Source organism: Streptomyces sp. N35 (assembly GCF_016464295.1).
GTDB lineage: Bacteria > Actinomycetota > Actinomycetes > Streptomycetales > Streptomycetaceae > Streptomyces.
This window is the reverse complement of sequence record NZ_JAEIMH010000021.1, coordinates 45856-58727: the sequence shown is the minus strand read 5'-3', so window position 1 is coordinate 58727 and position 12872 is coordinate 45856. Positions and strand designations below refer to the sequence as shown.

Annotated in this window: 12 protein-coding genes and 1 pseudogene; 5 read left to right on the top strand and 8 right to left on the bottom strand. The window is 71.5% G+C overall.

Annotation, left to right across the window (positions count from 1 at the left end; translation table 11 throughout):
- Positions 1 to 100 precede the first annotated feature (100 nt).
- The 3 genes from JAO81_RS14135 to JAO81_RS14125 all read left to right on the top strand — a co-directional run bounded on the left by JAO81_RS14135 (position 101) and on the right by JAO81_RS14125 (position 2247).
- The gene (locus tag JAO81_RS14135) at positions 101 to 931 is read left to right on the top strand and encodes a DeoR/GlpR family DNA-binding transcription regulator (RefSeq protein ID WP_199548183.1); all 831 of its coding nucleotides are present in this window, start codon (positions 101 to 103) and stop codon (positions 929 to 931) included.
- A 154-nt stretch (positions 932 to 1085) separates the two neighbouring features.
- Positions 1086 to 1568: an SRPBCC family protein gene (locus tag JAO81_RS14130; protein WP_199548182.1), complete on the top strand. Its 483-nt coding sequence runs from the start codon at positions 1086 to 1088 to the stop codon at positions 1566 to 1568.
- Positions 1569 to 1707: 139 nt separating this feature from the next.
- Entirely contained in the window at positions 1708 to 2247 is a 540-nt protein-coding gene (locus JAO81_RS14125; RefSeq protein ID WP_199548181.1) for a YciI family protein, read from the top strand.
- A gap of 51 nt (positions 2248 to 2298) precedes the next feature.
- Here JAO81_RS14125 and JAO81_RS14120 read toward each other — a convergent pair whose 3' ends face one another.
- Positions 2299 to 3396 (bottom strand): PLP-dependent cysteine synthase family protein, encoded by a 1098-nt coding sequence (locus JAO81_RS14120; protein ID WP_199548235.1) that lies wholly within the window; start codon positions 3394 to 3396, stop codon positions 2299 to 2301.
- 376 nt (positions 3397 to 3772) lie between these two features.
- On the opposite strand from JAO81_RS14120, the gene JAO81_RS14115 reads away from it, so the two are divergent.
- Positions 3773 to 4102 (top strand): hypothetical protein, encoded by a 330-nt coding sequence (locus tag JAO81_RS14115; protein ID WP_199548180.1) that lies wholly within the window; start codon positions 3773 to 3775, stop codon positions 4100 to 4102.
- Positions 4103 to 4332: 230 nt separating this feature from the next.
- A complete protein-coding gene (locus tag JAO81_RS14110) occupies positions 4333 to 4812 on the top strand; it encodes an ATP-binding protein (RefSeq protein ID WP_199548234.1) in 480 nt (159 codons plus the stop codon).
- A 231-nt stretch (positions 4813 to 5043) separates the two neighbouring features.
- On the opposite strand, the pseudogene JAO81_RS14105 reads toward JAO81_RS14110, so the two are convergent.
- The 7 genes and pseudogenes from JAO81_RS14105 to JAO81_RS14075 all read right to left on the bottom strand — a co-directional run.
- A pseudogene (locus JAO81_RS14105) lies at positions 5044 to 7599 on the bottom strand (ABC transporter permease); the annotation flags it as partial.
- A complete protein-coding gene (locus JAO81_RS14100; protein ID WP_199548179.1) occupies positions 7596 to 8366 on the bottom strand; it encodes an ABC transporter ATP-binding protein in 771 nt (256 codons plus the stop codon). The pseudogene JAO81_RS14105 and the gene JAO81_RS14100, both read right to left, overlap by 4 nt.
- Complete coding sequence (locus tag JAO81_RS14095; protein ID WP_199548178.1) at positions 8363 to 8656, bottom strand: SHOCT domain-containing protein; 294 nt, start codon at positions 8654 to 8656, stop codon at positions 8363 to 8365. Before JAO81_RS14095 ends, JAO81_RS14100 begins: the two co-directional genes overlap by 4 nt.
- Positions 8657 to 8901: 245 nt before the next feature.
- A complete protein-coding gene (locus JAO81_RS14090) occupies positions 8902 to 9861 on the bottom strand; it encodes a DUF4073 domain-containing protein (RefSeq protein WP_199548177.1) in 960 nt (319 codons plus the stop codon).
- Positions 9862 to 9993: 132 nt separating this feature from the next.
- Positions 9994 to 11004, bottom strand: a complete 1011-nt coding sequence (locus tag JAO81_RS14085; protein ID WP_199548176.1) for a LacI family DNA-binding transcriptional regulator — start codon at positions 11002 to 11004, stop codon at positions 9994 to 9996.
- A 110-nt stretch (positions 11005 to 11114) separates the two neighbouring features.
- Positions 11115 to 11519, bottom strand: coding sequence for a signal peptidase I (locus tag JAO81_RS14080; protein WP_199548175.1), 405 nt, complete (start codon positions 11517 to 11519; stop codon positions 11115 to 11117).
- The gene (locus JAO81_RS14075; RefSeq protein WP_199548174.1) at positions 11516 to 12745 is read right to left on the bottom strand and encodes an ROK family transcriptional regulator; all 1230 of its coding nucleotides are present in this window, start codon (positions 12743 to 12745) and stop codon (positions 11516 to 11518) included. Before JAO81_RS14075 ends, JAO81_RS14080 begins: the two co-directional genes overlap by 4 nt.
- Between the last annotated feature and the right edge of the window lie 127 nt (positions 12746 to 12872).

Here is a 12872-nt window from a genome sequence, read left to right as displayed (position 1 = left end):
CCCTCCCTGGGACCGCAGGGACGGGAACGCGGTGTCACGTGCAAAGATGAGGGCTCTTTCGCCGAAGGGCGACGCGACGGCAACAGGAGTGGGAGCGGGCGTGAGCGAGAACCAGAACCTCCTCGCGGAACAGCGCCGCGCCCTGATCCTCGACGAGGTCAGGCGCCGCGGCGGGGTGCGCGTCAATGAACTGACGCGCAAGCTCGGTGTCTCGGACATGACGGTGCGCCGTGACCTGGACGCGCTGGCCCGTCAGGGTGTCCTGGAAAAGGTGCACGGCGGCGCGGTGCCGGTGGTCGAGGCGTCCACGCACGAGCCCGGGTTCGAGGCCAAATCGGGGCTCGAACTCAGCGCCAAGGAGGACATCGCGCGCTCGGCCGCCGAACTCGTGACGCCCGGCAGCGCGATCGCCCTGTCCGGCGGTACGACCACCTTCGCGCTGGCGCACCGCCTTCTCGACGTCCCGGATCTGACCGTGGTCACCAACTCGGTGCGGGTGGCCGATGTGTTCCACGCGGCGCAGCGCAGCGGGGGCCAGGCGCAGGGCGCGGCGACCGTGGTGCTGACCGGTGGCGTACGCACTCCGTCGGACTCGCTGGTGGGGCCGGTCGCGGACCAGGCGATCGGCACGCTCCACTTCGATCTCCTCTTCCTCGGCGTGCACGGCCTCTCCGTCGAGGCGGGGCTGTCCACGCCGAACCTCGCCGAGGCCGAGACCAACCGCCGTCTGGTGCAGTCCGCGCGCCGTGTCGTGGTGGTCGCGGACCACACCAAGTGGGGCACGGTGGGCCTGAGTTCCTTCGCGCGGCTGGAGCAGGTGGACACCTGGGTGACGGATGCGGGTCTGCCCGGTGAGGTGCGCGAGGAGATCGCGGACCGGGTGCAGCAGCTCGTGGTCGCGGGCAAGGACACCGAAGCGGCGCAGAGCTGAACGACCCGGCGGGACGCGGAAGTTGCCGTCCGTGAAACGCACCTGGTCGGCCGGCCTGCGACTGCGGTCCTTCCACATCTGACGCACCCTCAGCTATGGTGACCGGGCCCGGCCGACGGGTGCTGAGCTGCTGTATTCAACTGGGGGGATTCCCATGGCACGCCGACTGAGCCCGGTGGGGCTCGACTTTCTCGAGGTGGCGCCCGTGCGTCTGGTGTTCGCGCGCGAGATCAGCGCGACGCCCGCCGAGGCGTACCACGCGATAGCCGAGGAAGTGGAGTCCCTGCCCACGTGGTTCCGGTCGGTCAAGCGCGCCACGGCGCACGACGCGGGCGCGCGGCGCACCGTTCAACTGGCGGGCGGTATCCGCTTCGAGGAGACGATCCTCGCCAAGACGCCCGACGAGGTGTACGCGTACCGCGTGGACGAGACCAACGCGCCGGGCGTGCGTCATCTCGTCGAGGAGTGGCGGATCACTCCGGCCGGGACGGGCAGCCGCGTCCAGTGGACGTTCGCCGTGGACGGCGGGGCTCCGCTGCGCGCGTTCTTCAAGATCGCGTCGCCGGGGCTCGGCACGGCGTTCCGCGGAGCGGTCTCATCGCTGGACAAGCAGCTCGCCAAGGCGCGCACTTCGTAGCCCGTCACGGGACGCGGCATCTCCTTCCTTCGCTGTACGTTGGCGCCCTCCCCCTCGCCGGAGGTCGTGGCCTCCCCCTCGCGGGACGTAGTGGCCTCCCCCTCGCGGGACATCGCGCCCTCCCCGGTAACTTCAGCGCATGCTGTTCTACGTACACGCCGAAGACGCACCGGATGTGCAGGACCGGATGATCGCGCAGGGCGAAGCACACTGGTCGTACATGGACCGCTTCGCCGACCGGCTCGTCCTGCGCGGTCCGACGCTCTCTGCGGACGGCGAGGAGCACACCGGCAGCGTGCACGTCGTGGAGGTGGCGGACCGCGCCGCCGCCGAGCGTTTCGCGACGCGGGAGCCGTACTGGATCAGCGGCCTGTACCGGGAGTTCACCGCGGACCGGATCATCGTGCGGCAGCAGGGCGAGATCAGCCGCGACGAGGACGCGACGCTGGTGACGGCCCGGTGGGGCGCGCGGCCGATCGACACCACCGAACCGGGGCTCTCCCCGCAGTCGTTGGCCTTCTTCGGCCTGCTCGTCGATGACGAGGGCGTACGGTCCACCGGCTGCGTCGCCGTCGTACGCACCCTCGTGGACAGGGAAGTTCAGGCCCTCGTCGACGAACTCGCGGACGAGGGCGTGACGGTCACAGCGCGGCGCTGGTGCCGGGGCGGACGCTCCTGAGCACCCCCGAGGTGAGAGCGTGATTGCGCGCCCGGCGGCCGACCCGCCGCGTCAGCTGGGCCAGATCCCCGTCTCCAGGAAGGACTCGATGGCCGCGCTGTACGGGCCGATGTCCAGGCCCTGTTCGGCGAGCCAGCTGTCCGAGTAGTACTTGTCGAGGTAGCGCTCGCCGCCGTCGCAGATCAGCGTGACGACGCTGCCCTTCTCCCCCGCGGCGACCATCTCGGAGATGATCTTCAGCGCGCTCCACAGGCCGGTGCCGGTGGAGCCGCCCGCCTTGCGGCCGATCGCCGACTCGAGGGCCCGCACGGCCGCGACACTCGCCGCGTCGGGGACCTTCATCATGCGGTCGATCGCTCCCGGCACGAAGCTCGGTTCCATCCGCGGTCGGCCGATGCCCTCGATACGGGAACCGCAGTCGCTGGTGCAGCCCGGGTCTCCGTTAAGCCAGCCTTCGAAGAAGCAGGAGTTCTCCGGGTCGGGTACACAGATCCGGGTGTCGTGCTGCATGTAGTGCACATAGCGCGCGATCGTCGCCGAGGTGCCGCCGGTGCCCGCCGTCGCCACGATCCAGGCCGGCTCCGGGTAGCGCTCCAACTTCAGCTGCTGATAGATCGATTCGGCGATGTTGTTGTTGCCGCGCCAGTCGGTGGCCCGCTCCGCGTACGTGAACTGGTCCATGTAGTGGCCGCCGGTGCGCTCCGCGAGCGCGGCCGCCTCCTCGTACATGGCGCGCGAGTCGTCCACGAAGTGGCACTGCCCGCCGTGGAATTCGATGAGCCGGCACTTCTCGGCGCTCGTCGTACGCGGCATCACCGCGATGAACGGCACTCCGATCAGCTTCGCGAAGTACGCCTCCGACACGGCGGTCGAGCCGCTGGACGCCTCGATCACGGGGGCGTCGGGACGGATCCAGCCGTTGCACAGTCCGTAGAGGAACAGCGAACGGGCCAGGCGGTGCTTGAGACTTCCCGTCGGATGCGTCGACTCGTCCTTGAGGTACAGGTCGATGCCCCACCGCTCGGGCAGCGGGAAGCGCAGCAGATGGGTGTCGGCCGAACGATTCGCGTCCGCCTGCACCTTGCGCACGGCCTCTTTCAGCCAGCGCCGGTACGCGAGGTCACTGCGGTCCACGTCGACAGTGGACATCACCGCTGAGGTCTGAGGCTTCTCCACCGTGCTCACCGCGACGCTCCCTTGGTTGCCGAATACCTGCCGGATCTCCCGGCAGGCCCTTCCGGCCCGCTGAAAACGTCTCGGCGAAGCCGTTGCTCCGCCTCAAGCATAGACATCCGACGCACGCTTCTCACCTGCACAAACACCGCTTTGGGGAGCTCAAAGGCACCCTTGGGGCGCCCAGTTCGCACGCCTGCCACACGCATCCGGGGCACAGGTGTGCGACGTCCTGAGGGGCACTGGTGCTCGAGCCGTATCGCGGGCAGACTGCCAGCACCGTCCCCCGGCGGCGAGCCGTGCACGGCGGGGGCGGACCACGGCGGATGCGGACGGCTTGGGGGCGAGCTTCATGGCGGAGACGGAGTTCAGGGCCACGGGCGTGCGGATCGGCCGGCGGCTGCGCTCGCTCACCCGGGCCGGGCAGGTGCGCATCGCGGGCGGCCGCCTGGAACTGCTGACGAGCAGCGGGCGGGAGATCGACAGCGCGCCGCTGACCGAGGTGAGCGCCGGTCAGCCCTGGTTCGTGCCCGAGGACAAAGCGCTCACCACCGTCAACGGCACCCGCTATTCGCTTACGCTCGGTGAGCGCGACCCGGCTCCCGGCGAGCCGGGACCGCCCGCCGCGAGCCGCTTCATCGAGGCCGTGCGCCAGGCCACCGGACGCTTCAAGCGCAGCTGACCCGCGGGCCGACGGGGGTCGCGCCCCGCCGTGTGACCTCGCGGTACGTCACGCAAGTTGCACAGCCGTATCCCCTGGGTCACCCTGGACTCACCTGACTACTCAGGGTTCAACGGCGGTCACGCTGCGACCCAGCCACCGCCCAGCAGGCAGCCACTGTGGGACATCCGGGGGCGACTCCGGATGCGTCAGCCGTCTTCTTCCGGACCTCAATTCGGGGAGTCGCAGCCGTGATCAGCCAGCCAAGCAGGCACTGCACGGTGGAGCTCCAGGCCCTGCCGTCGCGGATCGGGCAAGTCCGCAGAATCGTCTCGGCGCAGCTGCGCTACTGGCATCTCGATCCCCTGATCGACTGTGCCGCGCTCGCCGTCACCGAGTTGCTCACCAACGTCCACCGGCATGCCGAGCCGGACAAGATGTGCACGGTCGAGATCGAGCTGCTGCTCGACCACCTCACGGTCTCCGTGCACGACCATGACCCCCGTATGCCGCAGATCCGCACCGCCGATCCGCTGGCCACCTGCGGGCGCGGGCTCGCGATGGTCGCGGCCGTCAGCGAGAGCTGGGGGGTCCGGCCGCAGGGCCCGGCGGGCAAGACCGTGTGGTTCACCCTGCCGCCCCCGTCCCCGGCGGTGGCACCCCCGGCATCCCCGATGCACGGCGCGATCCCCTCCACCGAGACTCCCGCCCGGCCGGCCGTGGTGGGCTGACCGGGCGGTGATCTTTTTCTTGTACGGGACAGCCATGGCCGGGTGGGTGCCGGCGTCGGATGCGGGACGCTTCCCATCGTGGCGGGGGCCGTGTCGGTCGGCCTGCTGTGGCGTGGGGCGCGAGCGTCGGCGGTACGCGCGGGTCGCTGAAGCAGTGGGCGAGCGTACGGATCCCGCCCGAGCCGAAGCCCGGGCGGGACAGAGCCCCCACTCCGGGGCCCCCCCCCCCGCGGCGATGCCCCGCAGTACTTCCAGCCGGCCCGCCCCCCGCCCCGGCCGGAGCCCGGCCACCGCGCCCGCGGCGAGGCCCACCAGGGCCACCACCGTGAGCTGGAGCGGCGGCAGGGCGAAGGCGAACGCGCTGTCGCTCGCGCCGTCCGAGGCCTTGACCAGGATCCAGCCGAGGAAGCCGCCGAGCGCGAGCCCGCCCGCGGTACCGAACGCGGCCACCAGAACCGACTCCCAGCGGACCATCGCCCGCAGCTGGGCGCGGGTCTGGCCGACGGAGCGCAGCAGGCCCAGCTCACGGGTGCGTTCGTGCACGGACAGGGTGAGCGTGTTGGCGATGCCAAGGAGGGCGATCAGGACCGCCAGGGCGAGGAGGGCGTAGACCAGGGTGAGCATCATGTCGATGCCGCCGGCCGCGGACTGCGCGTACTCGTCCCGGGTCTGCACCTCAGGACCGCCGTACGCGGCCGCCGCCTTCTCCACGGCCGCGCGCCCGTCGTCCGCGCCCACACCGTCCTTGAAGGTGACAGCGATCAGCGTGTCGGAGTCCTGTGCGCGGTGCGGGGCCCAGGCCTCCCGGGTGATCACGTAATCGCCCGCGAGTTCCGACCGGTCGAAGACCGCTCGTACGGTGAAGGGTTCCTTCTTGCCGTCGGTAAAGGCCAGTTGGGCCGTGTCGCCGACGGTGAGACCGCGCTTGTCGGCCTCGTCGCGGGCGATCGCGAGACCGTCGGCGCCCAGGCTCTGAAGCGAGCCGTCGACCGTGCCGAGGTCGAAGCCCTTGGCCAGGCCCACCGGGTCGGTCACGGTCAACTGGCGTCCCGCGCCGTCGACTTCGGCCACTCCCCTGCCCAGGCCGACGGAGTTGCCGACCTCGGGGAGCTCGGCGATGGCGGGTGCGAGCCGGGGGCTGAGTCCGCTGCCGCCCGCGCCGAAGGCCGGCGCGCTCACGGCGACATCGCCCGCGAAGGAACGGGACACGGTCTGGTCCATGGTCGCCTTGAGGGACGCGGCGAACACGGTGAAGAGACCGACGACCGCGACCCCGATCATCAGCGCACTCGCGGTCGCCGCGGTCCGCTTGGGGCTGCGCAGGGCATTGCGGCGGGCGAGGCCACCGGTGACGCCGCGCAACCGGTCGAGGGGGCCGCCGAGGATCCGGACCGCGCGGCTGGACGCGACCGGCCCGAGCACCACGAAGGCGACGAGGGCGAGCACCGCTCCCGTGCCGGCCAGCCAGAGCGACGGGCTGACGAGGACACCGACGAGCGTGATCGCCAGCGCCAGGACGCTCAGCGCACCGCCGGCGACCGCACGCCGGCGCGAGGCTCCGGAGTCGTCGACCTGGCTCTCGCGCAGCGCGGCGAGCGGCGCGGTGCGGCCCGCCCGTACGGCCGGCAGGAGCGCCGAGCCGAGGCAGACCACGATGCCCACGATCAGCGGCAGGGCCATCGAGAGGGCCTTGATGACCAAGTCGCCCTCGGGGAACGGGAATCCGATCGCCGGGAACAGGGCCTGCAGCCCGGCCGCGATGCCGATTCCGCCGAGCAGTCCGGCCGCGGAGGCGGCCACCGCGACGACGGCCGCCTCGACGAGCGTGGCCCCGAGGACCTGCTGACGTGAGGCGCCGAGCGCGCGGAGCAGTGCGTTCTCACGGGTGCGCTGGGCGACGACGATCGCGAACGTGTTGTGGATGGAGAAGGTCGCGACCAGGAGCGCGATGCCGCTGAAGACGAGCAGGAAGGTGGTGAACAGGTCGAGGAACTGCCCGGAGATCATGTCCGTGTTCTCCTCGGCGGACGCCTGGCCCGTCATGGCCTCGACGCCCTGGGGCAGTACGGGAGTCAGCGCGTCGACCAGCTGCTGCTGGCTCACGTCGGGCCCCGCACGGACCGAAATGGTCGCCGCCTCACCGGGGTTGGGGGTGAGGTATTTCTCCGCGTCGGCCTGCGTCATGCCCGTGAAGGTCACCTGCGCCATACCGTCCGCGCCGCCGAACGTCGCGAGGCCGACGACGGTCACCTTCACCGGGTCGGGGGTGCGCAGCGTCGTCGTATCGCCGATCTTCAGATCGCCGCTCTTCGCGGCGCCGCGGTTGATCACGACCTCGCCGGACGTCTGCGGGGCGCGTCCTTCGGCGAGTTGATACGGGTTGAGCTGCGGGTCGGCGATCCAGTTGCCGGCGAGGGTGGGCGGGCCGGCGCCGCCGATGGGGTCGCCGTTCTTGCCGACGAGCTGACCGGCGCCCTGGATGCTCGGAGCGACGGCGGCAACGCCCGGCACCTTCGCGATGCTGTCCACGAGCGCGGTGTCCACCGGGCTGCGCACGCCCTGGCTCTCGCCGGGTGTGGTGATGGTGTCGGCACTGCGGACGACGGCGTCGGTGCCGCCGGCCGCGTTGCCGAACATCGAGCCGAAGCTGGCCTTGAGGGTGTCACCCATCACGAGGGTGCCCGCGAGGAAGGCGACACCGAGCAGCACGGCCGTGAACGTGCCGGCGAAGCGGCGCTTGTGGGCGCGGAGCGAGGAGAGACTGATCCGCGCCGTGGCGGTGTTCATGACGATCCTCCCTGCGCCTTGGTGCGGCTGTCGAAGGCCTTCATGCGGTCGAGGACCTTGTCCGCGGTCGGCGCGGCCATCCGGTCCACGAGCCGTCCGTCGGCGAGGAATACCACCTCGTCCGCGTGGGCGGCGGCCACCGGGTCGTGGGTGACCATCACGACGGTGCGGGCCATCTGCCGTACGGCCCGGCCGAGCAGGCCGAGGACCTCTTCGCCCGCGCGGGAGTCGAGGTTGCCGGTCGGCTCGTCGGCGAAGACGACGTCGGGCTGACCGGCGAACGCCCGTGCCACGGCGACGCGTTGCTGCTGTCCGCCGGAGAGTTCGGTCGGCCGGTGGTGCAGCCGGTCGCCGAGGCCGACCACATCGACCAGGGCGTCGATCCACTCGTGGTCGGGCCTGCCGCCCGCGAGGTCGATCGGCAGCGTGATGTTCTCGGCGACGGTGAGGGTCGGCAGCAGGTTGTACGCCTGGAACACGAATCCCACACGGTCGCGTCGCAGCAGGGTGAGCCGCTTGTCGTCGAGGGCGCTGAGCTCCGTATCGCCGATGAAGGCGGAACCGGAGCTGAGCGTGTCGAGGCCGGCGGCGCAGTGCATGAGCGTGGACTTGCCGGAGCCCGAGGGCCCCATGATCGCGGTGAAGCGGCCGGCGGTGAAGTCGACGCTCACCCCGTCGAGGGCCCTCACCTCGGTGTCGCCGGCGCCGTACACCTTCACGGCGTCGACGACCCGAGCGGCGGTGGCGGTCAGGGTCGCGGTGCTCATGCCGCACCGCCCTTGCGGCCTTCGCGGCGCCCGAACTCCTCGTTCAGGACGGTCAGCCGCCGCCAGTACTCGTCCTCGTCGATCTCGCCGGACGCGAAGCGGTGGCCGAGCACGCTGATCGGGCTCTGCGCGTCGGGCCGCTCACGCCACGGGCCGCGCGGTCCGCGTCCGCGCCGGACGGTGCGGCGCAGGAGCGTGATCCCGCCGATCACTACGGCCGCCCAGATCAGCGGGAAGAGCAGAATCCACGGGCCGGGCCCGCCGTCGCCGAAGTGCGCCAGGGTCTGCATCCGAACCATCTCCTCGGTGGGGTCTCATTGCTTCTCGATGCTTTGAGACTCGCTGGTGGAGGGGGTCCGGGTCGTCGTACGGGCAGCGGCCGTCCGGCTGCTCCCCCGGGAGTACGCGGAGGCCCGAGCTGCGGGGGAGCGCGGCCGCCGGTGGTCGCCTGGCTGATGGGGGCATGGGTCCGCCCGCCTGCCACGGGAGTACGTGCGGAGTACGGCGTGCGGGGTCCTGCGTCCGCGGCCGCAGCTCAGACCGGGAGGGTACGGATCACTCTGTTGCGTCGAAGGTCGCGGGATTCGATGGTGAGCTTGCCGTCGGTGCCCTTCAGGACGCGCAGGCCCTGCGACTCGGCGCCGCTGATGGCCCTTTCACCACCGTTGCCGTCGGGACCGTAAAGGGTCTGGATGAAGCCGGTGTTGACCACGGTGAAACCGGCCGGGTCGCCGCCCTCGACGATCTTCCGGGCCGCCCAGTCGGTCCGGGCGAGGTCCCAGTGGGTGTGGCCGGAGAAGAAGATGACGTTGGGGTGCCGCCCGAGGATGGTCAGCAGGTCGGTCTCGTCCACGAAGTCCTGGTCGTAGAAGCCCGCCTTGTCGGAGCCGATGGTGCCGGACACGGTGCCCGGCAGTACGTGGTGACTGAAGATGAGCACGTACGGCTCGCCGGAGAGCTCGTTCAGGGTGGAGTCCAGCCAGCTCAGCTGGGATGCGCCGAGCGTCACGAACGGCGGGCTCGTGCCGTTGACGGCCGGTGCGGTGGTGCCGATGAAGAGCAACGGCAGGCCTGCCGCGGTCGTCCGGAAGTACACATCGGGCATGCCCGTGTACTCCAGGAACCGCTTGACCTGGGTGTCGAACGGGTCGGAGTTGTACTGCTCGTGGTTGCCCAGCGCGGCCAGTACCCGTTCGGGGTGGGGGTGGTCGGCGAGAGTGCCGTAGAGATCCTCGTACTGCTGCACGGTGCCCTGCGCCACCAGGTCCCCTGCGATGACCAGCGCCTGCGAGGCGCCGAGGCCGTACAGGGTGTCCAGCGCCTTGCCGAAGTCGGCGAGATCGCCCTGGATGTCGCTGATGACATCCAGGGCGGCAGCGGGCGCTCGCGGCTTCTTGGCGGCGGGAGCCTCTGGGGGGGGGAGGCCGCCCCGCGGCGCGGTGGCCAGCGTGAGCCCACCCGCCGTGAGGAGCGTCCTCCGAGTGAGGGGAGTCATGAGGCGCAACGTAACGGGCGGGACCTGTGCGGTCCTTGGACTGGCGGTACGCGATCTTGGACATTCCTGGCCCGTGGGCGACGGGCCCAGCGGGGTGCACCGTGCCGCTCCGCGGCGGGGCCGGAGTTGCTCCTACGAGGACTCGCGCACCACGAGACGCGGCCCGAAGAGCACGTTCGGCTCCGGAACTTCGTCCTGCCTGAGCCGGGCGAGCAGCAGGAGCGCTGCCTCGCGGCCCATGTCGCCCAGCGGCTGGTGGATCGAGGTGAGCGGAGGGTCGGCGGCCGCGGCCACCCAGGTGTCGTCGAAACCCACGACGGCGACATCGTCCGGGACGGTCCGGCCGGATTCCCGCAGGACGTCCAGCGCGGCTGCGGCCATGAGGTCGTTCGCCGCGAACACCGCGTCGAACTGCTCGCCACCGGCGAGGAGTTGCCGCATGGCCTCCTCTCCCGAGACACGCGAAAAGTCGCCGTGCGCCACCGGCCCCTGGGCCGGCCCGGCCTCGTCGAGGGCGGCGCGGAAGCCCTCCCAGCGGTCGATGCTGGCACGGATGCTGAGTGGTCCGGTGATGACGGCGATGCGACGACGGCCGCGTTCGATCAGGTGGTGCGCGGCGAGGCGTCCGCCGGCCACGTTGTCCACATCGACGCCGTACGCCGGTGTGTAGCCGGCGGGCGCCCCCACCAGCACCGTGGGTACGGCGCTCGCGTCGAGCCGGCCGAGCAGTGGATCGCCCTCGTGCAGCGAACTCAGCAGTACGCCGTCGACGTGGCGCGCGCTGAGGAACGCGGTGAGCTGGGCGTGCTCCTGCCGGGACTGTGCGATGGCCAGAAGGAGCTGGATGCCTTCGGCGGCGAGGGCCGCGGACGCGCCGCGCACGAGGGGCGAGTAGAACGGGTCCTCCCAGAACCCGCGGTCGTCGGTCACCGCCGCGACGAAGGCCACGGTGTCCGTGCGCTGGCGCACCAGTGCGCGGGCGGCCGAGTTGGGTACGTAGCCGAGTTCCTCGACGGCGCGCAGGACGGCCGCGCGTGACTCCGCGCTGACGTGCCCGGACCCGTTGATCACCCGCGAGGCGGTCCCCCGGCCGACCCTCGCCCGTGCCGCGACCGCCTCGAGCGTCGGTCTGTGCTCCTTCATCCGCCGGTCACCTCCTCCGGGCCACTCCACCAGCCACTGTTGATCTCAAGCTAATCCGTACGGTGCTCCGAGGACGACCCCTCGTGGAAAGAGGGCCGAGCGGACTCGGTTCAGTCGGCGGGCGGTGGGTCCACGCGGTAGCCGGGGACCGAGGGCCAGCGCACGGTCAGGACGACCGATTCCTCCTCCGCGTACCAGGAGTGGTCGACGCCCTTGCCCCACAGGACGTACTCGCCCTGCTCGGCGAGCACCACGTCGCGGCCGGGGAACTCCATCCGGAAGCGGCCGCTGATCAGGACCAGGAGTGCCGTACGGATCTCGCCGGTGGCCCATTCCGCACGTCGGTCACCCACCGGATGGACGCCCCATTTGATCTCCAGCTCGGCGCAGTGCCGGGGGTCGGCCGGATCCTTGAAATGGCCGAGGAGCCAGCCGCGGTCGAGCGCCGCGTCGCGGTCGGCCCGGCCCACGTACACGCCGTCCGCGACCTCTCGGAACGCCTCGTCCCCGCTCATGCGAGGGCCCCCATCGGGTCGTCGAGGACCGGTTGCCAGGCCAACTCGGCCGCTCCGACCAGGGAGTTGTGGTCGAGTGTGCAGGCCAGGATGGGGACTCCCCCACTGCGTCCCCACAGACTGCGGTCGGCGACCACCGCGCGCAGCCGGTCGGGGTCGGCGTCCAGGAGGGCGCGGTGCAGGCCGCCGAGGATGATGCGATCGGGGTTGAGGATGTTCACCAGGCCCGCGAGACCGAGGCCCAGGCGGTCGATCATCTCCTCCGCCGCCATACGTACCTGCGGCTCGGCATACGCGTCGCGCAGCAGATCGGTGGACTGCTGAAGCAGCGACACCTCGGGGCCCGGCTCGCGGCCCGCCGCCATGAGGAAGGCCAGCGGATCGGCCTCGACATCCAGGCAGCCGCGGCTGCCGCAGTGGCAGGGCCGGCCCTCGGGGTTGACGGTGAGGTGGCCGACTTCGAGCGCGAGGCCCGAACTGCCCGTGTGCAGACGGCCGTCGAGCACCAGGGCACCGCCGACACCACGGTGGCCGGTCGCGACGCACAGCAGGTGTGCGGCGCCGCGGCCCGCGCCGTGGCGGTGTTCGGCGAGCGCGGCGAGGTTGACGTCGTTGCCGGTGAACGCGCGCACGTCCAGGCCCGCGGCCTCGATGCGCTCGGCGAAGATACGGCGTACGGGCGCGCCGACCGGCCAGGCGAGGTGCAGCGGATTGAGGGCGAGTCCCTCGGGGTCCTCGACGGCGGAGGGAACGGCCAGACCGGCGCCCGCGCGGCGGGGGCGGGGGGCCGCGGCCAGCCGGCCCCCGGCGCCCACCCCCGCGCCGACCCCCTGGGGGGGATCGGCCTCGACGCTCTCGCAGCCGGGCGTCGTCGCGACGATCCGCCCGCCGAGCCCGACCAGCGCGGCACGATAACCGTCGGCGTGCACCTGCGCGGCGAGTACGACGGGGCCGTCCTCGGCGACGGTGAGCCGGTGAGAAGGCCGGCCCTGCGATCCGCCGGCCGCACCGGGCTCGACGGTGATCAGTCCGAGCGCTTCGAGTTCCGCGGCGACCACTCCGGCGGTGGCCCGGGTGACGCCCAGTTCGGCGGTGAGCACGGAACGGGTCGGGGCACGTCCCGTATGCACCAACTCCAACGCGGGGCCGAGCGCGCCACGCCCTCGGTCCAGCCGGGAACGCGCGGATCCTGACCGCACTTCACTGGGGACCGCCTTGCCGTTCATGGCGCCGAGTCTCCCATGATCCGCCGGGGGTTCAGCGGCAGGTTCCCTCACGTTCTCGCTCAGCGTTCGAGTTCCCTGACCCTCAGGGTGAGGTCGAGACTCTGACGGAGGGGGCCTCGGATTCCGA